The following is a 20,086-nucleotide window of genomic DNA, read 5'->3' as shown; positions in this document are numbered from 1 at the left end:
CGACAACTTCAAGGACAAGTGCAGCTATCATGGATACGAAGATCATCAATAGCGTCTATGATGTCGATGCAATCCGGCAGGATTTTCCGATCTTGTCGCGTGAAGTCTATGGCAAGCCACTTGTCTATCTTGACAATGGAGCTTCAGCACAAAAGCCGCAGGCCGTCATCGACAAGATCTCGAGCACTTACTCCAACGAATATTCCAATGTGCATAGGGGGCTGCATTTTCTCTCCAACGCTACCACTGACGCTTATGAAAAAGCGCGGGAGAGCGTTCGGCGCTTTATAAATGCTGCATCGGTCGACGAAATCGTTTTCACGAAGTCAGCTACGGAAGCCATCAACACAGTTTCTTATGGCTATGGTATGCCGAATATCGGCGAGGGCGACGAGATTGTTCTGTCAATTATGGAGCATCATTCAAACATTGTGCCCTGGCATTTTATCCGTGAGCGGCAAGGTGCGAAACTCGTCTGGATACCTGTCGATGAACAGGGTGCGTTTCATATCGAAGAGTTTGAGAAGCGCCTGACAGACCGTACAAAGCTCGTTGCTATTACGCATATGTCGAATGTGCTGGGAACCATAACGCCAATCAAAGACATTGTGCGTATAGCCCATGCGCGCGGTATCCCGGTGCTTGTCGATGGCAGTCAGGGAGCCGTGCATTTGCCTGTTGATGTACAGGATCTCGGTTGTGACTGGTATATTTTCACTGGTCACAAAATTTATGGTCCTTCCGGTATTGGCGTACTTTACGGTCGTAAACAGATGCTGGAATCGATGCGACCGTTTCAGGGTGGCGGCGAAATGATTGAGGAGGTGAGCGAAGATGATGTCACCTATAATCATCCGCCGCATCGCTTTGAGGCCGGTACGCCACCGATAGCGCAGGCAATCGGGCTTGGTGCTGCAATCGAGTATGTTGAGAAAATTGGACGCCATGCCATTTTGGCGCATGAAGAAGATTTGCGCGACTATGCCCATGAGCGGCTGCGCGAGATCAATTCGTTGCGTATTTTTGGCGATGCCAAAGGAAAAGGCGCCATAATATCATTTGAGCTTCAGGGCATTCACGCGCACGACGTGTCGATGGTCATTGACCGCGCAGGCGTGGCAGTGCGTGCCGGGACACATTGCGCACAGCCGCTCTTGAAACGCTTCGGCGTAACATCCACATGCCGTGCATCGTTTGCAATGTACAACACAAGAGACGAGATCGATGTTCTCGCCGCTGCGCTTGAAAAAGCGCGAAAGTTTTTTGGGTGATGATCATGACCGATAAAGTCGAAACGGAAAACGTGGACGTCGGGGCCACGCAGACAGTCGATTCGAAACAAATCTCTGCCATTCCTGCCGACGAATTGGCGCGCATGACGGATGATGTTATCGGCGCTTTGAAAACTGTCTATGATCCGGAAATTCCTGCCGACATCTATGAACTCGGTCTTGTCTATAAGATCGATATTGAAGATGATCGCTCGGTGAAGATAGAGATGACGCTCACTGCGCCGGGTTGCCCGGTTGCCGGTGAAATGCCCGGCTGGGTGCAGGATGCAGTCAGTGCTGTAGAAGGCGTGAGTTTCGTCGACGTAACCATGACATTCGATCCACCATGGACACCAGACCGCATGTCTGAAGAAGCACAGGTCGCCGTTGGCTGGTACTGATAATGAGCTCTTTTTTCTCAGAGAGTTAGACTAAAGTCTGGCTAGAAACGACTTATTCTTTTCGTTAGGTAAGTATTATTCTTTGACGTGATTTTCTTGTACTGATTTATCCATTTTTGCTCGTTATTTTATTGCGGAATCATAATGTTTGACGGTCTCTTGATGGTGAGGGCCGCCTTAGCGTCGGCTAGCCTGTTTTTCGCTTTAAAAGCTTGCTGGCACTGGCATGGATCAACTGAAACCTTGAACGAGGCAGATATTGCAGGGCTGTCCGATGGGCGTTGCATTGCGTCACTTGTAGCTGGGCTGGAAGAAGAGCGAAGGAAGCTGCGGGGCAAGACCTTGGTCTCCGTCAGCTTGGCCGCCACTTCTGTCATAATAGTGATTCTACTGAACTTTTTATAACTGAAGCGCAGTCCTCATTGGAGCGTAACATTATAAGCGGACCGCATTGCTGATCGCCGAGTAAGCCCCGATTCTTATAGAGTCATCATCAAATGTGCTGGCGAATTAGACTATAGGTGTACGACTAAGGTATGGGTTGTTCCTGCGATTTTTCCATCGTAATACAACCAGCAGGTGAGTGCGATACTATGCAAACGTGCTTCTCATTAAGACCAGCGCCTTTTTATCTCTATTAGAGTGATATTGATGGAAAATTTTGTCACCTTGGTGAATGTCAGTTTTTTGATTACGATTTTCTTCGGTTGCCTCATGGGGTGTCGGGAATCTCTATCCAGAACTAGCCTGGCTGATGGTTTCGGCACCCCCGATCTTCCTCGTCTGATTATGGCCGCTCATAAACGCGCAACAACGAAAGAAAGAAAAAACCGCACAGTAGAATTGCTGAGCTGGTTGGCAATCATCGGGGCAGTAGTCTGCTATATCTGAATTCCATTTGAGAAGGTGCCATCAAGATTTATGGTGCTTCGCAACCCTCCGGTACGCTTTCTTCCATGCTTTTTTCGGATTTTTGCAATGTGCCACCTATCAGTGACAGTGGCACGAACGGAACGCCCTGTATGGCGGGGTTGGCCAACTTGAGACGATAACATCCATAATAAACGTTGACTGATCCGTCTTTTTCTTCAGACTTTACAGCGACAGGCTGACTCCAATAGGCAGATCCTGCAGCACCTTCACCCTCGGCCTTACCAAACTGGACTGTCGCCGATGCGGTGTTTTCATACCCTGCCTGAAATTGTGGAAATGGCTGGGGAGGGCCGTCTGGTGTATAATAGCTGTAGGCTCTCGCATATTCTTCCCGATTAATAGCGTTGTAATAGGACTTGATGAGAGTTTCCGGTGTGCTTCGATCGTCAAGATATTCTGGTGGTGTCTGAGTTGCGGTCTGTGTCGGCGGATCAATTTGGGAAGTTGGAGCAGACCCCGCAGGTGCTTCTACGGATGGCGGTTTGGCTTCGGGCGTTTTTGACTCTTGTGAGATAGCTGGAGTCAAAGGAAAAAGTGCCGCGATGCCAATAAGGACACAATAACGATTTTTCATGGTCATTGCCTTCCGCTTGTCTTGTTTATGAGCTCATGTGTATTGTGAACACTTGCAGTGACGTCCGTGTAACACTAACTATGTTGAAAGGTGTTTGTTGCACCACTTGAACAAGAGAGCTGATAAATGGGTCGTTTTTCTGTCATCACATTGACTGACGCCGCCGTAAGCCGTGTCGGGGAAATTGTGTCGACGCGTGAAGGTGCGTTGGGTATCCGCGTTGGTATCAAGAAGGGCGGCTGTGCGGGCATGGAGTATACGATTGATCTCGTTACTGAGGCTAAGCCCGGGGATGACGTCATCGAGAAAAACGGTTCCAAAGTCTTTGTTGCTCCCGAAGCCGTGCTTTATCTGCTCGGCACGGAAATGGATTTTGAAGTTACCAAATTGCGCACGGGCTTTGTATTCAACAATCCGAATCAGACGTCTGCCTGTGGTTGCGGTGAATCGGTAGAGCTGACACCCGCAAAACCCGATGCTCTAGCGTCTGCTGTTTCCTGATTCCCATCTCATGGAAAATGATGCGATCCGTGATCTGTTTGCAGGACTGGGCCCAGTCAGCATTCGGAAAATGTTCGGTGGGAAGGGCATCTATTTCGAGGGGGTAATTATCGCCCTCGAGCTCTCGACAGGAAGTGTTCTCCTCAAGGCCGATGAGATATCAATTCCGGAATTTGAGGCAGCAGGTTGCGAGCAATGGACTTACGATGGAAAATCCAAGCTTGTAAAAATGCCCTATTGGACTGTTCCGGATGAGGCTTATGATGATCCGGAAATCATGACGGAATGGGCCAGACGAGCTTATGAGGCTGCTCTTCGTGTAGCCAAGTAGATCAAATCAGGCCACGTCGCTGTAAAAGATTGAGAGCGTGCCTTGTCGGCATCGTCAACAAATCCGGTAATTTCTTGAGTGGGAACCAGTCTATTCCCCCATGTTTCTCGGGTTCGAGCAATTGAACTTCGCCTGAGAAGTCCTCAGCAAGGAAAAGGATTCCCAACCAGTGTTGTTGCTCGTCATGGAATAGCTGCTCGCTTATTCCGAGCAATCTCATTGTGCCAGCAATAAGCCCCGTTTCTTCGAGCGCTTCCCGCCGCACGGCACATTCTGCCGTTTCGAGAAAATCCACTTTACCGCCGGGTATGCCCCAGAAACCAACCTCTGGACTCTTCTTGCGTTGCAGAAGGAGAATATGGTCGTCTTTCAGAAAAACAACGCCGCACCCAACGCCAGGGCTATTCATACCAATGCTCAGATTTTAGTATCGATCAGCATAAATGCTGGAATTTCATCACCAAAGCCGATGGGGGCTGCTCCCATGTCATCGCGATCCCTGCGATGATCACGGCGTGGTTCTGACCGCTCCGACCGTGCCGGGGCAGGACGAGCGCGACGTTGTTCGTTCTCGGCTTTGATGGCAGCCTTGTTCGGCTTCTCCGCCGTATGGATAACGGGCTGATCATCCTGAACTTCAACTTCAATGTCTTTTGACTTTTCTGCAGCTGCGATAATGTCAATCTCAGACTGCGGACGCTCGCGCTCACGGCCTTCATTGCGGCGACGCTTTGGTGCAGGCTTGTCGCGTCCACCACGTCCGCGGCGAGGTGCTTCATCTGGCTCGTTTGATACGGGCAGTGTCGACAAATCGCCATCGTGCCAAGTTATATCTTCGCCGATTAGTTTTTCTATGGATGCCAGATATTTGACGTCCGCCTGCGTCACGAGCGTAAACGCTTTGCCCGAACGCCCTGCGCGCCCCGTGCGACCAATACGATGAACATAATCCTCAGAATGGATCGGTACATCAAAATTGAATACGTGGCTTACGTCCGGTATATCAAGGCCGCGTGCTGCAACATCGGATGCGACAAGTATTTTGAGTTTGTTGTCCTTGAAATTCGCCAACATGGTTGTGCGTGCACGTTGATCCATATCGCCGTGGAGTGCGCCAGCGTCAAACTCGTGCTTGACGAGGGAACGAAAGAGCTCCGAAACATCTTTCTTGCGGTTGCAGAAGATGATTGCATTTTTGAGTCCGTCCGCCTCGGCGCGGATCAGATCGCGCAGGATTGCCCGCTTCTCCCAATCCTTCTTGCCAGACTTTACCAGCTTCTGCTCGACAGTCTTTGCAGTCGTTGCGGCCTTCGCCACTTCGATACGTACTGGCGAATGCAGGAATTGTTCCGTCAGCTTGGTGATCTCAGGCGGCATAGTAGCCGAGAAAAACAGCGTCTGCCGTGTAAATGGGATGAGTTTGCAGATGCGCTCGATATCCGGGATAAAGCCCATATCCAGCATCCGGTCGGCTTCGTCGATGACGAGAATATCGACTGCACTCAAAAGCAATTTGCCTCGTTCGAAATGATCAAGCAAACGCCCTGGCGTAGCAATCAATACGTCTGCGCCACGTTCTAGCTTGCGCAACTGATCGTCAAAAGACACGCCGCCAATGAGCAATGCGACGTTCAGGCGGTGGTTTTTACCATATTTAACAAAATTTTCCTCCACCTGTGCTGCGAGTTCGCGCGTAGGCTCAAGGATCAAGGTGCGAGGCATGCGAGCGCGAGCGCGCCCTTGCTCAAGCAGCGTCAACATGGGTAATACGAATGAAGCGGTTTTACCGGTTCCCGTCTGGGCAATGCCGAGCACATCCTTGCGTTGCAGCGCATGTGGAATGGCGCCTGCCTGGATGGGTGTCGGGATCGTATATCCTGCTGCTTCTACAGCATCGAGCACTTTCGGTGAAAGGCCCAGATCAGCAAAGGTGGTCAATGGAGATTTAACTTTCTATCTGCAGTCGGTACCATGCATGCCGGTTAATGGCGTAAAGCCGCATTTGCCAGAAGCATCTGACGCTTAATTGCATAGCGTTTGCTGCAATTGCGTTACGGCGCATGTCAGCAAAAGTCAACTCTTGGCTATGATCACATTTAAGAGTTTGTTACAATTGCCCGTCATTTTATTCTAATATTGTCAATAAAGGAACTGTTCCTTGAGAATTCGTTCATTCCACGAATGGTTTTTATCAAACAGAATGGTCGCCCGCAACTGAGAAGCTTCTTCGATCGTAACGGACAAGACCGACTTTACTTCCGTATGATCTGCGACTGCGTTGACTGGCCTTTTCTCCGGCTCAAGAATATCGAAGCGAACGGTCACTTTGTTTGGCAGCAACGCGCCGCGCCAGCGTCTGGGTCTGAAAGCCGATACCGGCGTGAGAGCAAGAAGGCGCGCATCAAGCGGCAGGATTGGGCCTTGGGCGGAGAGATTATAAGCTGTCGAGCCCGCAGGTGTCGCAACCATGACACCATCACAAATCAACTCTTCCAGCCGAATTTGATCGTCGACACTAATGCGAATCTTCGCAGCTTGGTATGATTGACGCAGCAGGGAGACTTCATTGAGAGCGAAGGCTGTGACAGTTCCTTCCTCTACCGATTCCGCTACCATCTTCAGCGGTCTGATCGTCTCGGACTGCGCGACCTCAATTCGATCTTTCAGGCCGGCGTTGCTGAACTCGTTCATCAGGAAGCCAACGGACCCACGATTCATGCCGTAGATCATCTTTCCTTGGTTCATATAATGCTGCAACGTCTGCAACATGAAACCATCGCCACCAAGAGCGACGATCACATCGGCATCTCGGGCATCGGACTGGCCGTAGATTTCGATGAGTTCCTGTGCGGCCTCATCCGAATCCGGTGTGCCGGAGGAAAGAAAAGCAAATGTTTCAATTTTCCGGGTCATGACGGCCTGCGAATGTGAAGAACAAGGCCTATCGCCTAGCACGCTAGGCTTGATCTGGCAAAACGCGAACGCGACATTGGTAAAGAAAATACTTGTCGCGACTCGGCTTCAGAGTGCCGATCGGTTGGGATATGCGGTTCATGACGAAGGCCGCTATGGGCTAAGACATGCACCTTACAGGAAGATCGCCAGCTTCCTCTGGCTCATAACGCGCAAATATTAGATGAAAAGGTGGTGCCCCCAGAGAGACTCGAACTCCCGACCCTCTGATTACAAATCAGATGCTCTACCAACTGAGCTATAAGGGCAGCGGCGTTCGATTAGCACAAAGCTCCCAAGTGTAAAACGGAAAAAGTGGTTTATACGAAATAATTTTGTAGAAAGCCCGAAAACAAAGCTGATGCTGCCAATTCAGGTATGATCAGAAGGGCAATCTATCCAGGGCGCGCCTCTCAAATCAATCGTTTGCCTCATAACGTTGACGTAAACGTTATCTGTAGTTCATGTTGTCCGGGGCGAGGAGGTTTCAACATGGCTTATGATGCGGATGCAATTGTCATCGGAGCGGGTCTGGCAGGACTTGTAGTAGCAACTGAGCTTGCGGATGCAGGCAAGAGGGTCATTATTGTCGACCAGGAACCCGAGCAGACCTTGGGTGGACAGGCATGGCGGTCTTTCGGTGGTCTGTTTTTTGTCAACAGTCCCGAACAGCGGCGCTTGCGAATCAAAGATTCGCACGAGTTGGCATGGCAAGACTGGATGGGCTCAGCTGGGTTTGACCGCGAGGAGGATCATTGGCCGCGCAAATGGGCTGAGGCCTATGTGGATTTTGCTGCGGGTGAGAAACGTTCGTGGCTCTATGCGCAGGGTATGCGCTGGTTTCCCATCGTTGGCTGGGCAGAACGTGGCGGTTCGCTGGCCACAGGTCACGGAAATTCCGTGCCACGTTTTCATATTACATGGGGAACCGGGCTGGGTGTTGTCGAGCCATTTGTCAGGCGGGCCCGTGAAGCCGAGCAAAAAGGTCTGCTAAGCTTCCGTTTTCGTCACAGGGTGACGTCGCTTGGCACAAATGGTGGCATCATCGACAGTGTTGAGGGCGAAGTGCTGGCGCCAAGCAATGTCAAACGCAGCGAGCCAAGCTCGCGCGTGGTCAGCGGTACTTTTGCCCTGCGTGCACAGGCAATCATTGTTTGTAGTGGAGGAATCGGAGCCAATCATGACCTTGTACGTAAAAACTGGCCCAAACGCTTGGGTGAGGCGCCGAAACGTCTAATTAGCGGAGTGCCGGATCACGTTGACGGGTTGATGCTAGGCATAGCTGAGCAAAGCGGCGCGCATCTGATCAATGGCGATCGCATGTGGCACTATGTCGAAGGTGTGCATAATTGGGACCCAATCTGGTCCAAACATGCTATCCGCATTTTACCAGGTCCATCATCTTTGTGGTTCGATGCGCATGGAAACCGTTTGCCGGCACCATGCCTTCCGGGTTTCGACACGTTGGCCACACTGAGCCACATCATGAAAACAGGACATGATTATTCCTGGTTCATACTGAACGAGACCATCGTAAAAAAAGAATTTACCCTGTCGGGTTCGGAACAGAATCCTGACTTCACAAGCAAGAGCTGGCGACAGGTATTGAAGCGTGCCATCGGAGGTATTCCCGCACCCGTCAAATCCTTCCTCGACAAGGGCGAAGACTTCATCGTTGAAAACAATTTGACTGACCTTGTGCGGCGAATGAACGCCCTGAGCGGGGATAATTTGATCGATGAGCAGAAGCTTCAGGCGCAAATTGCCGCGCGCGACCGGGAGGTGGACAATGCCTATACCAAGGACGCGCAAATCACTGCGATCAGGGGGGCACGCAATTATATCGGCGACAAGCTTGTTCGAGTCGTACCTCCACACAAGATTCTCGATCCCAAACATGGGCGTCTGATTGCCGTAAGGCTTAACATCCTGACGCGTAAGTCTTTGGGCGGCATTGAAACTGATCTGAGTGCGCGAGTGCTAAAACAAGGTGGAGAGCCGTTAACAGGTGTTTATGCGGCAGGCGAGGCGGCTGGCTTCGGCGGTGGAGGGGTTCACGGATACAATTCGCTTGAAGGAACTTTCCTTGGCGGTTGCATATTCTCCGGCCGGATTGCTGGTCGGGCTGCCGCCAAGGCTGTTTAGGTTAAGCGAGTGCCGGTCGTAGCGACTTCACCGCGTCAGATAGCGTTGCGCTGCATAAAGTGAGATTGCCGCAGCATTGGATACGTTCAATGACTTGATAGCGCCGGGCATATCAAGACGGGCGAGGTGGGTCACTGTCTCGCGTGTCTTTTGACGCAGACCCTTACCCTCTGCGCCGAGCACCAGCGCGATTCGTCCTGGCTTCATCGTTTTTTCGAGTTCCAGCGGACCTTCCGAATCAAGCCCTATCGTTGTGAAGCCAGTTTCGTGCAGCTCAGTGATGGCATCGGCAAGATTGCGGACTTCAATATGCGCAATGAGTTCAAGTGCGCCGGAAGCAGCCTTTGCAAGGACGCCTGATTCCTGCGGACTATGGCGTGCAGTCGTGATAACTGCGCCAGCACCGAAGGCAACTGCGGAACGCATGATAGCGCCGACATTGTGCGGATCTGTGACCTGATCGAGAATCAGCAACAGTTGACTGTCCTGAAGCGCTTTCAGAGATTGTGCTTTTAAAGGCTTTGCTTCGATCATTACGCCCTGATGGACAGCATCAGAGCCGGTTTCCTTGTCGATAGCGCGTGGCTCAACAATTTCAATGTCGAACGGCAGGGCATCCGGGTCGGCGATTTCCAGACGATCGAGCGCATTCTTCGTAACCAGCATGCGTTTGATCTGGCGAGCAGGATTGTCCAGCGCTGCACGGACTGTATGCAGGCCATAGAGCCGGATCAGGCCTTCGGGCGCTTGTGTGCCAGCTACTTGCGGGCGCGAAGCGCGGTCAGCCTGCTGTGGCGTTCCCCCGGCCTTCTGGTCGCGGAATTGACGACGCAGTGTCGCATAGTGTGAATCTTTTTGCGTATGGGTGGGTTTTTGTGTGCTCATGGCGCGACCATATACTCTTTCAACTGGTTCAGCGATACGACTAATCGTCGAATTTATTGGCTTGGAGAGAATGAATGGCCTAATTCGTCAGGCAATTTCCACAACTCATTCATTTTCTGCCAGTAAGTGTTGACACCACGTAACCTAGTCGGCATAAGGCCCTCCGCAAGCAACAGCCTGACGAACTGTCTGGCAGGTGTTTGCAAAGTGCCAAATGGCGCGGTTCCATCGGCAGTGACCGGAGGAGTGCCCGAGTGGTTAAAGGGGACGGACTGTAAATCCGTTAGCTTGGCTTACGTTGGTTCGAATCCAACCTCCTCCACCACTGCCGGAACCGCCCGCCTGGCGCATAACCCCAAGACAATTTGGTCTTGGCAGCCATGCGCCAATTAAGTGTTGTGCGGGTATAGCTCAGTGGTAGAGCAGCAGCCTTCCAAGCTGAATATGCGGGTTCGATTCCCGCTACCCGCTCCAGTTTCGATAGAGAGCACCGCGTACACGCGAGAGCGCGTATGGTGCTCTTCGATTTTGTCTTGAGCTTGTACGCCGCTCATGTGTCCCCATATGAACGAGCATAACCCAAGACAAACCCAACCTGGATCGGTCGTGTTTGGCCGGGCAGGTGACTGTGCTGACGGACGGCTCGCTGTCTCGTCTGACTACAAACATGGTACCGGCCTCTAGACCGGTTGTGATGACGAGAGAACGACGATTATGGCTAAGAGCAAGTTTGAACGTAACAAGCCGCACGTAAACATCGGCACGATTGGTCACGTTGACCATGGCAAGACGTCGTTGACGGCAGCGATTACGAAGTATTTCGGTGAATTCAAGGCGTATGACCAGATTGACGCTGCCCCGGAAGAAAAGGCACGCGGTATCACCATTTCGACGGCACACGTTGAGTATGAGACGCCTGCGCGTCACTATGCACACGTTGATTGCCCTGGCCACGCCGACTATGTGAAGAACATGATCACCGGTGCAGCGCAGATGGATGGCGCGATTCTGGTTGTGTCAGCCGCTGACGGCCCGATGCCCCAGACCCGCGAGCACATTCTGCTTGCCCGTCAGGTTGGCGTTCCGGCGATTGTCGTGTTCCTGAACAAGGTTGATCAGGTTGACGATGCTGAATTGCTTGAACTGGTTGAGCTTGAAGTTCGCGAGCTTCTTTCCAAGTATGATTTCCCTGGCGACGATGTACCGATCGTCAAGGGTTCGGCTTTGGCTGCACTTGAAGACAGCAACAAGGAAATCGGCGAAGACGCAGTTCGTGCGCTGATGGCTGAAGTTGACAAGTACATCCCAACGCCAGAGCGTCCGATTGACCAGCCCTTCCTGATGCCGATCGAAGACGTTTTCTCGATCTCCGGTCGTGGTACGGTTGTGACTGGCCGTGTTGAGCGCGGTATCGTCAAGGTTGGTGAAGAAGTTGAAATCATCGGCATCAAGCCGACATCGAAGACAACAGTTACCGGCGTTGAAATGTTCCGCAAGCTGCTCGATCAGGGCCAGGCTGGCGACAACATCGGTGCACTGGTTCGCGGTGTTGGCCGTGAAGACGTTGAGCGCGGTCAGATCCTTGCCAAGCCAGGTTCGGTCAAGCCGCACACCAAGTTCAAGGCAGAAGCCTATATTCTGACCAAGGACGAAGGTGGCCGTCATACGCCATTCTTCTCCAACTACCGTCCACAGTTCTACTTCCGCACGACAGACGTGACGGGTGTTGTGACTTTGCCGGAAGGTACGGAAATGGTCATGCCTGGCGACAACATCTCGGTTGATGTGACGCTGATCGTGCCAATCGCCATGGAAGAGAAGCTCCGCTTCGCTATCCGTGAAGGTGGCCGCACCGTCGGTGCTGGCATCGTCGCTTCTATCATTGAGTAAAACTGTCATCTGACAGCTCAAATCGAAAAGGGCGGTCCATTGGATCGCCCTTTTTGCTTAACGGCAGCCAAGCGTGATTCGGAACTGCGCGAAGCAAATCGCTATTGGCGGGAGTTCGGCAGACAATTTTGCCGCATGGCGTAAGAAGTCGCGTATTGGCTCTTGAAAAGGCCACGGCTTTGTGGAATGTACGCCTCGAAGATAGGGGAGTAGCTCAGTTGGTAGAGCGGCGGTCTCCAAAACCGTAGGTCGCAGGTTCGAATCCTGTCTCCCCTGCCATCATATAGTCTGCCCGTACACGATTGGATGGTGTAATTGGCAGATGTTGAGAAGGAATTGACTCTGGGGCCTTGTGTTTTACCGGAATCGGTTCTATGTAACATCAACAGACACGCGGTGCGTGGAGCTGAATAATCAGCTTTACGGGCCGTAATGGTGTGAACAGTCGGCATTTTATTATTAATGCAGTATGTTTGCAGTGAAATGACACGCACGAGCGGTAAATGGCATCCAAAACGAATCCAATAACTTTTTTTCAGCAAGTGCGCGCTGAAACCGCAAAGGTCACATGGCCTTCGCGTCGCGAAACGCTCATTTCCACTGCGATGGTGATGATAATGGCGTTCTTTGCTGCGATCTTTTTTTTCGCAGCTGATCAGTTGATGGCATACGGGATTGACCTCATTCTCGGTCTTGGTCGTTAACGCAGGCTGACAAGAAAATCGGGATTGGGAATTCAACAATGACCGCGCGCTGGTATATCGTTCACGCCTATTCGAATTTTGAGAAGAAGGTCGCCGAGTCGATCGAAGAAAAGGCACGACAGAAGGGTCTGTCGCATCTTTTTGAAAAGATCCTCGTTCCGACCGAAAAAGTGGTTGAAGTGCGCCGGGGCCGAAAGGTTGATGCCGAGCGCAAGTTCTTCCCGGGCTATGTCATGGTTCGTGCTGATTTGACGGATGATGCATATCATTTGATCAAGAACACGCCGAAAGTAACCGGTTTTTTGGGTTCGGATAATAAGCCGATCGCAATTTCCGACAAGGAAGCCGAGCGCATCTTGACTCAGGTTCAGGAGGGTGTTGAGCGTCCCAAGGCATCGATCTCGTTCGAGATTGGCGAGAGTGTTCGTGTTGCTGATGGTCCGTTTGCATCGTTCAACGGTACGGTACAGGAAGTTGATGAAGAGCGTTCACGCCTCAAGGTAGAGGTTTCGATCTTTGGTCGTGCGACTCCTGTCGATTTGGAATTTGGTCAGGTTGAAAAAGTCTGATTATTGGGGTGGCTCTTAGAGTTGTCCTGTCACTTCGGTGACGAAAAGGTGGGAGGTGAGAGGCCTTAGCCGGGTTTCCAAGCCGAACCACCAAACTGCAACCGCTGGTTTTCCAGCATAATGTAAAAGTGCCGGTTTATCCGGCATAACCATAAGGCAGAGTATAATGGCTAAGAAAATAGCAGGCCAGCTCAAGCTGCAGGTTTCGGCAGGATCGGCAACGCCATCCCCGCCAATCGGACCGGCACTTGGTCAGCGCGGCATTAACATCATGGAGTTCTGCAAGGCCTTCAATGCGGCTACGCAGGAAATGGAAAAGGGTTCGCCTGTTCCAGTCGTGATTACATATTATCAGGACAAGTCCTTCACTTTTGCAATGAAAACCGCTCCGGTTTCCTACTTCCTCAAGAAGGCCGCAAACCTGAAGTCCGGTTCGAAAGAGCCAGGTAAGATCGTTGCTGGTAAGGTTACGCGCGAGAAAGTCCGCGAAATCGCTGAAGCAAAGATGAAGGACCTGAATGCGGCAGACGTTGAGTCTGCAATGCGCATGGTCGAAGGTTCTGCCCGTTCGATGGGCCTGGAAGTGGTGGGCTGATCCAATGGCAAAAGTAGCAAAGCGCGTAGCGAAGGTTCGTGAAGGCATTGACCGCAACAAGCTCTATGATCTGACTTCGGCGATTGCCATGGTCAAGGAGCGCGCAGTCGCCAAGTTTGACGAAACTATCGAAGTTGCAATGAATCTTGGTGTTGATCCTCGCCATGCGGACCAGATGGTTCGCGGCGTTGTCAACCTGCCGAACGGCACTGGCCGTACAGTTCGTGTTGCCGTGTTTGCGCGCGGTGCCAAGGCTGATGAAGCCACGGCTGCCGGTGCAGATATTGTCGGTGCGGAAGATCTGTTTGAGATCGTCAATGGCGGCAAGATCGATTTCGATCGCTGCATTGCGACGCCGGACATGATGCCGCTCGTTGGACGTCTCGGTAAGGTTCTCGGACCTCGCGGCATGATGCCAAACCCGAAGGTTGGTACGGTTACCACGGACGTCACCGCTGCCGTCAAGGCTTCAAAGGGTGGCGCTGTTGAGTTCCGTGTTGAAAAGGCCGGTATCATTCATGCTGGCGTTGGCAAGGCTTCCTTTGATGCCAAGGCTCTTGAAGAGAACATCAAGGCTTTTGCCGATGCGGTAACCAAGGCAAAACCTGCTGGTTCCAAGGGCGAGTATGTCAAGCGCGTTGCGATTTCTTCGACGATGGGCGCTGGCGTAAAGATTGATCCTGCAACAGTTCGCATTGCGTAACTGTTGAGATTTCAAGCATAACTGCTTGATTGAAAAGAATTCCAGGCCTTTCGGGGCCTGGATAATTGGGCGAAAGTCCAGTTATCCTGTCCGAGATTGCGGGTGGTTCGCCTTAATTCACCAAGAACCCGCATGAGACGTGGAAAAACTTTGATTTGAGGGTTTTGCCCAAAGAACAAGGTTCGAACCGTAGTTGCCTTTCGCTTGCAGCCAATCCGGCGAAGCAGGGGGGACAGGATCCTCAACTGTTGTCTAGTTTCAGTTTTCGGACTGAAGGCTTGCAACAAAAGGCAACCCGGCAGGAATGCAATATCGCATTTCTGCCAAATGGAGAGAGACAGTGGAAAAAGCGGAAAAGCGCGAATTTGTCACTTGGCTGAATGGGGTCTTCAAGGATTCCGGTTCAGTTGTCGTGGCCCACTATACCGGTCTCACCGTTGCGCAGCTGAGCGATCTTCGCTCCAAGATGCGTGATGCTGGTGGTACTGTTAAAGTCGCGAAGAACCGCCTTGCCAAGATCGCTCTTCAAGGCACGGAATCGGAAGGCATCTCTGACCTGTTCGTAGGTCAGACACTTGTTGCCTATTCCAATGATCCGATTACGGCACCAAAGATCGCCATTGAATTTGCCAAGGGCAACGACAAGCTCGTTATCCTCGGCGGCTCAATGGGAGCAACAACTCTTGATGCAGATGGCGTGAAGGCACTTGCCGCACTTCCATCACTCGACGAGTTGCGCGCAAAGCTGGTTGGTATGATCCAGACACCAGCATCTCGCATCGCTCAGGTCGTAAACGCACCGGCAGCTCAGCTCGCCCGCGTTTTTGGCGCCTATGCCCGGAAGGACGAAGCGGCATAAGGCCGTTCTCGCTGTCAATATATATCGAACCTTGTAAAGGAATATCACAATGACTGATCTCGCAAAGATCGTAGAAGACCTGTCCAACCTTACAGTTCTTGAAGCTGCGGAACTTTCCAAGCTTCTTGAAGAGAAGTGGGGCGTTTCTGCTGCTGCTCCTGTTGCTGTTGCCGCTGCTGGCGGTGGTGCAGTTGCAGCTGCTGTTGAAGAAAAGACTGAATTCGACGTCGTTCTGACCGATGCCGGCGCTAACAAGATCAACGTGATCAAGGAAGTCCGCGCAATCACCGGTCTTGGCCTGAAAGAAGCCAAGGACCTCGTTGAAGCTGCTCCTAAGGCAGTTAAAGAAGGCGCAGCCAAGGACGAAGCTGACAAGATCAAAGCACAGCTCGAAGCAGCTGGCGCCAAGGTCGAACTCAAGTAATCCTTGCGTTATTGGCGGGCAGCGCAACCTGTCCGCCGACTACCCTCTCCGGAGGGCCCGGTACTCAACCCTTTTCCTGATGGCAAATTAGTGCTTTCAGGAAACGGGTTTTGTCCCGTTCACGGGGCCGCATACGCGGTTTTAAGAAACAGGCCAGTTTCTGGCATAAAGACGAGGAGCGACGATGGCTCAGACCCATTCTTTCAATGGTCGTAGGCGCGTACGCAAGTTTTTCGGTAAGATTCCGGAAGTCGCAGAGATGCCGAACCTCATTGAGGTTCAAAAGGCTTCCTACGATCAGTTTCTGATGGTGGAAGAGCCCAAGGGCGGACGTTTGGACGAAGGTTTGCAGGCTGTGTTCAAGTCTGTTTTCCCGATCCAGGATTTCTCTGGTGCTTCCATGCTCGAATTCGTCAAGTACGAGTTCGAAGCTCCAAAATTCGACGTTGACGAATGCCGTCAGCGCGATCTGACATACGCAGCGCCGCTCAAGGTGACGCTGCGCCTTATCGTGTTCGATATCGATGAAGATACCGGCGCGAAGTCGATCAAGGACATCAAGGAACAGGACGTTTACATGGGCGATATGCCGCTCATGACCGATAATGGTACGTTCATAGTAAACGGCACCGAGCGCGTGATCGTTTCGCAGATGCACCGTTCACCGGGCGTATTCTTCGATCACGACAAGGGCAAAACCCATTCGTCCGGCAAGCTTCTGTTTGCTGCGCGCGTCATTCCTTATCGCGGCTCATGGCTCGATATCGAATTCGATGCCAAGGATGTAGTGTACGCACGTATCGACCGCCGCCGTAAAATTCCGGCAACGTCTCTGTTGATGGCGCTTGGCATGGATCCAGAAGAGATCCTGTCAACATTCTATAACGCGCTCACATTCAACCGTGATGGCGATACATGGCGTATTCCGTTCTCCGTTGACCGTTTCCGCGGCTTCAAGGCGACCACAGACGTTATCGACGCTGATACTGGCGAGGTTATCCTCGAAACCGGTAAGAAGCTGACTGCACGCAGCGCCAAGCAGCTTGCTGAAAAAGGCTTGAAGTTCATCAAGGCGACTGAAGACGATCTGCTCGGCTCATATCTTGCCGAAGATATCGTCAACATGGAAACCGGTGAAGTTTATCTTGAAGCCGGCGATGAGCTTGATGAGAAGACACTTAAGGTTCTGCTCGACACAGGCGTTTCGGAAATCAACGTTCTCGATATCGATCACGTCAACATCGGACCATATATTCGCAATACGCTTGCTGTGGACAAGAACGAGAGCCGTCAGGATGCATTGTTCGATATCTATCGTGTGATGCGCCCTGGTGAGCCACCGACAATCGACTCGGCAGAAGCCATGTTCAAGTCGCTGTTCTTCGACAGCGAACGCTATGATCTGTCGGCTGTTGGCCGCGTGAAGATGAATATGCGCCTTGATCTGGATGCGGAAGACACTGTCCGTATCCTGCGCAAGGAAGACATTCTGGCTGTGGTCAAGATGCTGGTTGATCTGCGCGATGGTCGCGGTGAAATCGATGACATCGACAATCTCGGTAACCGCCGCGTTCGTTCTGTCGGCGAGTTGATGGAAAACCAGTACCGTGTTGGTCTGCTTCGCATGGAGCGCGCCATCAAGGAACGCATGTCGTCCATCGAAATCGACACTGTCATGCCGCAGGATCTGATCAATGCGAAGCCAGCAGCTGCTGCGGTTCGCGAGTTCTTCGGTTCCTCGCAGCTTTCACAGTTCATGGATCAGACCAACCCGCTGTCTGAGATCACGCACAAGCGTCGTCTTTCAGCTTTGGGACCTGGCGGTTTGACCCGCGAACGTGCAGGCTTCGAAGTTCGCGACGTTCATCCGACGCATTACGGCCGTATCTGCCCGATTGAAACGCCGGAAGGCCCGAATATCGGTCTGATCAACTCGCTCGCAACCTTTGCCCGGGTCAACAAGTACGGCTTCATCGAAAGCCCGTACCGCAAGATTATCGATGGCAAGGTGACAGACGACGTCGTTTATCTGTCGGCAATGGAAGAGGCCAAGTATCACGTGGCGCAGGCCAATGTGGAACTCGACGCTTCCGGTGCGTTTACAGACGAATTCGTTGTCTGCCGTCATGCGGGTGAAGTTCTGATGGCTCCACGCGAAAACGTGGACCTGATGGACGTTTCGCCAAAGCAGCTTGTTTCGGTTGCCGCAGCGCTTATTCCGTTCCTGGAAAACGACGACGCCAACCGCGCTCTGATGGGCTCGAATATGCAGCGTCAGGCCGTTCCTCTGGTTCGTGCTGAAGCGCCATTCGTCGGAACAGGTATGGAACCGGTTGTTGCTCGCGATTCCGGTGCTGCCATCGGTGCGCGCCGTACAGGTATTGTCGATCAGGTTGACGCTACTCGTATCGTTATTCGCGCTACGGAAGACCTCGTTCCGGGCAAGTCAGGCGTCGATATTTATCGCCTGATGAAGTTCCAGCGTTCGAACCAGAACACCTGCATCAATCAGCGTCCGTTGGTTCGTGTAGGCGACCGGATCGAAAAGGGTGACATCATCGCTGACGGTCCTTCAACGGACCTTGGTGATTTGGCGCTCGGCCGCAACGTGCTCGTCGCGTTCATGCCTTGGAACGGCTATAACTACGAAGATTCCATCCTGCTTTCTGAAAAGATCGTTTCGGATGACGTCTTCACCTCGATCCACATCGAGGAGTTTGAAGTCATGGCTCGCGACACGAAGCTTGGACCGGAAGAAATCACACGCGATATTCCGAATGTTTCGGAAGAAGCGCTGAAGAATCTGGACGAAGCCGGTATAGTCTACATCGGTGCGGAAGTTCAGCCGGGCGATATTCTCGTCGGTAAGATCACACCAAAGGGCGAAAGCCCGATGACACCGGAAGAAAAGCTTTTGCGCGCCATTTTTGGTGAAAAGGCTTCCGACGTTCGTGACACCTCGATGCGCATGCCGCCCGGGACTTACGGTACGGTTGTGGAAGTTCGCGTTTTCAATCGCCACGGCGTTGAAAAGGACGAACGTGCCATGGCAATCGAACGCGAGGAAATCGAGCGTTTGGCCAAGGACCGCGACGACGAGCAGGCTATCCTGGACCGCAACGTCTATGGCCGTCTCGCTGACGTTCTCAATGGCAAATCTGCTGTTGCTGGACCGAAAGCATTCAAGAAGGGCACAGTCGTTACGCAGGACGTTATGGGTGAATACCCGCGTTCGCAGTGGTGGCAGTTTGCTGTCGAAGACGAAAAGATCCAGGGCGAGATCGAAGCTCTGCGCAACCAGTATGACGACTCCAAGAAGTTGCTTGAACAGCGCTTCATGGATAAGGTCGAGAAGGTCCAGCGCGGCGACGAGATGCCTCCAGGGGTCATGAAGATGGTCAAGGTCTTTGTCGCTGTGAAGCGCAAGATCCAGCCAGGCGACAAGATGGCTGGCCGTCACGGCAATAAGGGTGTTGTTTCGCGTATTGCTGCTGTTGAGGATATGCCGTTCCTTGAAGATGGAACGCATGTTGACATCGTTCTCAATCCGCTTGGTGTGCCGAGCCGAATGAACGTCGGTCAGATCCTTGAGACGCATCTGGGCTGGGCATGCGCTGGAATGGGCAAGAAGATCGGGGAACTGATCGAAGCCTATAAGGCACAGCACGCACAGGGCGAGCAGGGCGACATTGCTCCGCTTCGGGCGACGATCGAGTCGATCATCCCGGACAATGACCGCAACGAACCGGTTCGCAATTACGACGATGAAAGCATCGTTCGTCTTGGCGAGCAGATGAAACGCGGTGTGTCGATTGCAACGCCAGTGTTTGATGGCGCGCATGAGCCAGACATCAATGTGATGCTGGAACAGGCAGGCCTCAAGTCTTCCGGTCAGTCGACACTGTACGACGGACGTACGGGTGAAACTTTTGATCGTCAGGTAACTGTCGGCTACATCTATATGTTGAAGCTGCACCATCTGGTCGATGACAAGATCCACGCCCGTTCGATCGGACCATATTCGCTCGTTACGCAGCAGCCTCTGGGTGGTAAGGCCCAGTTCGGCGGTCAGCGCTTCGGTGAAATGGAGGTCTGGGCACTGGAAGCATATGGTGCGGCTTACACGCTGCAGGAAATGCTCACGGTCAAGTCCGATGACGTCGCCGGTCGTACCAAGGTCTATGAAGCGATCGTCCGTGGCGATGATACGTTCGAAGCAGGCATTCCGGAGAGCTTCAACGTTCTCGTTAAGGAAATGCGTTCGCTCGGTCTGAATGTCGAGTTGGACGATACACGCCAGCAGGAACAGCAGCAGGCTTTGCCTGACGCTGCAGAATAAAAAAGGTCGG

Annotated in this window: 19 protein-coding genes and 4 tRNA genes; 17 read left to right on the top strand and 6 right to left on the bottom strand. The window is 52.4% G+C overall.

Annotated elements, in window-relative coordinates; translation table 11 throughout:
• Positions 1-29: 29 nt before the first annotated feature.
• The 3 genes from ACYJL1_RS12335 (at position 30) to ACYJL1_RS12325 (ending at position 2,563) form a co-directional block, all read left to right on the top strand.
• Positions 30-1,271 carry a cysteine desulfurase gene (locus tag ACYJL1_RS12335; protein WP_460895658.1) on the top strand — a complete coding sequence of 414 codons (1,242 nt, stop codon included), beginning with the start codon at positions 30-32 and terminating at the stop codon, positions 1,269-1,271.
• 5 nt (positions 1,272-1,276) lie between these two features.
• A complete protein-coding gene (locus tag ACYJL1_RS12330) occupies positions 1,277-1,672 on the top strand; it encodes an SUF system Fe-S cluster assembly protein (RefSeq protein ID WP_460895657.1) in 396 nt (131 codons plus the stop codon).
• 651 nt (positions 1,673-2,323) lie between these two features.
• A complete protein-coding gene (locus ACYJL1_RS12325) occupies positions 2,324-2,563 on the top strand; it encodes a hypothetical protein (RefSeq protein WP_460895656.1) in 240 nt (79 codons plus the stop codon).
• Between the two features lie 28 nt (positions 2,564-2,591).
• Here the strand turns inward: ACYJL1_RS12325 and ACYJL1_RS12320 are convergent, their stop codons facing one another.
• Positions 2,592-3,179 (bottom strand): hypothetical protein, encoded by a 588-nt coding sequence (locus tag ACYJL1_RS12320; RefSeq protein WP_460895655.1) that lies wholly within the window; start codon positions 3,177-3,179, stop codon positions 2,592-2,594.
• 126 nt (positions 3,180-3,305) lie between these two features.
• On the opposite strand from ACYJL1_RS12320, the gene sufA reads away from it, so the two are divergent.
• Together sufA and ACYJL1_RS12310 are read left to right on the top strand one after the other, a co-directional pair.
• Entirely contained in the window at positions 3,306-3,680 is a 375-nt protein-coding gene (sufA, locus tag ACYJL1_RS12315) for a Fe-S cluster assembly scaffold SufA (RefSeq protein ID WP_460895654.1), read from the top strand.
• A 10-nt stretch (positions 3,681-3,690) separates the two neighbouring features.
• The gene (locus ACYJL1_RS12310) at positions 3,691-4,011 is read left to right on the top strand and encodes a TfoX/Sxy family protein (protein ID WP_460895653.1); all 321 of its coding nucleotides are present in this window, start codon (positions 3,691-3,693) and stop codon (positions 4,009-4,011) included.
• Between the two features lies 1 nt (position 4,012).
• On the opposite strand, the gene ACYJL1_RS12305 is transcribed toward ACYJL1_RS12310, so the two are convergent.
• The 4 genes from ACYJL1_RS12305 to ACYJL1_RS12290 form a co-directional block, all read right to left on the bottom strand.
• Positions 4,013-4,420: an NUDIX domain-containing protein gene (locus ACYJL1_RS12305; protein ID WP_460895652.1), complete on the bottom strand. Its 408-nt coding sequence runs from the start codon at positions 4,418-4,420 to the stop codon at positions 4,013-4,015.
• Between the two features lie 8 nt (positions 4,421-4,428).
• The gene (locus ACYJL1_RS12300) at positions 4,429-5,949 is read right to left on the bottom strand and encodes a DEAD/DEAH box helicase (protein WP_460895651.1); all 1,521 of its coding nucleotides are present in this window, start codon (positions 5,947-5,949) and stop codon (positions 4,429-4,431) included.
• 201 nt (positions 5,950-6,150) lie between these two features.
• On the bottom strand, positions 6,151-6,924 hold the full coding sequence (locus ACYJL1_RS12295; protein WP_460895650.1) for an NAD kinase: 774 nt from the start codon (positions 6,922-6,924) through the stop codon (positions 6,151-6,153).
• Positions 6,925-7,156: 232 nt separating this feature from the next.
• Positions 7,157-7,232 (bottom strand) — tRNA-Thr (locus ACYJL1_RS12290).
• Positions 7,233-7,455: 223 nt separating this feature from the next.
• Between ACYJL1_RS12290 and ACYJL1_RS12285 the strand changes: the two genes are divergently transcribed.
• Positions 7,456-9,108, top strand: a complete 1,653-nt coding sequence (locus tag ACYJL1_RS12285) for an FAD-binding dehydrogenase (RefSeq protein WP_460895649.1) — start codon at positions 7,456-7,458, stop codon at positions 9,106-9,108.
• A 27-nt stretch (positions 9,109-9,135) separates the two neighbouring features.
• Here the strand turns inward: ACYJL1_RS12285 and rlmB are convergent, their stop codons facing one another.
• Complete coding sequence (gene rlmB, locus ACYJL1_RS12280) at positions 9,136-9,993, bottom strand: 23S rRNA (guanosine(2251)-2'-O)-methyltransferase RlmB (RefSeq protein WP_460895648.1); 858 nt, start codon at positions 9,991-9,993, stop codon at positions 9,136-9,138.
• Between the two features lie 240 nt (positions 9,994-10,233).
• Between rlmB and ACYJL1_RS12275 the strand changes: the two genes are divergently transcribed.
• From ACYJL1_RS12275 to rpoB, 11 genes are all read left to right on the top strand, one after another.
• Positions 10,234-10,318: transfer RNA gene (locus ACYJL1_RS12275), tRNA-Tyr, on the top strand.
• 75 nt (positions 10,319-10,393) lie between these two features.
• Positions 10,394-10,467 (top strand) — tRNA-Gly (locus tag ACYJL1_RS12270).
• Positions 10,468-10,707: 240 nt separating this feature from the next.
• Positions 10,708-11,883, top strand: a complete 1,176-nt coding sequence (gene tuf, locus ACYJL1_RS12265) for an elongation factor Tu (RefSeq protein WP_460895641.1) — start codon at positions 10,708-10,710, stop codon at positions 11,881-11,883.
• Between the two features lie 203 nt (positions 11,884-12,086).
• Positions 12,087-12,162, top strand: a tRNA-Trp gene (locus ACYJL1_RS12260).
• A 224-nt stretch (positions 12,163-12,386) separates the two neighbouring features.
• Positions 12,387-12,587, top strand: a complete 201-nt coding sequence (secE, locus tag ACYJL1_RS12255; protein WP_008121726.1) for a preprotein translocase subunit SecE — start codon at positions 12,387-12,389, stop codon at positions 12,585-12,587.
• 38 nt (positions 12,588-12,625) lie between these two features.
• Positions 12,626-13,156 carry a transcription termination/antitermination protein NusG gene (gene nusG, locus ACYJL1_RS12250; RefSeq protein WP_008121728.1) on the top strand — a complete coding sequence of 177 codons (531 nt, stop codon included), beginning with the start codon at positions 12,626-12,628 and terminating at the stop codon, positions 13,154-13,156.
• A 166-nt stretch (positions 13,157-13,322) separates the two neighbouring features.
• Entirely contained in the window at positions 13,323-13,751 is a 429-nt protein-coding gene (gene rplK / locus ACYJL1_RS12245) for a 50S ribosomal protein L11 (RefSeq protein WP_460895647.1), read from the top strand.
• A gap of 4 nt (positions 13,752-13,755) precedes the next feature.
• Entirely contained in the window at positions 13,756-14,454 is a 699-nt protein-coding gene (gene rplA, locus ACYJL1_RS12240; RefSeq protein WP_115055813.1) for a 50S ribosomal protein L1, read from the top strand.
• Between the two features lie 340 nt (positions 14,455-14,794).
• On the top strand, positions 14,795-15,313 hold the full coding sequence (gene rplJ / locus ACYJL1_RS12235; protein WP_460895646.1) for a 50S ribosomal protein L10: 519 nt from the start codon (positions 14,795-14,797) through the stop codon (positions 15,311-15,313).
• A gap of 49 nt (positions 15,314-15,362) precedes the next feature.
• Positions 15,363-15,737 (top strand): 50S ribosomal protein L7/L12, encoded by a 375-nt coding sequence (gene rplL / locus ACYJL1_RS12230; protein ID WP_008121737.1) that lies wholly within the window; start codon positions 15,363-15,365, stop codon positions 15,735-15,737.
• A gap of 184 nt (positions 15,738-15,921) precedes the next feature.
• Complete coding sequence (gene rpoB, locus ACYJL1_RS12225; RefSeq protein ID WP_460895645.1) at positions 15,922-20,076, top strand: DNA-directed RNA polymerase subunit beta; 4,155 nt, start codon at positions 15,922-15,924, stop codon at positions 20,074-20,076.
• The last annotated feature ends 10 nt before the right edge of the window (positions 20,077-20,086 follow it).

It is taken from the genome of Phyllobacterium sp. K27 (genome assembly GCF_054796155.1).
This window is presented reverse-complemented; position numbering and strand designations above follow the sequence as displayed.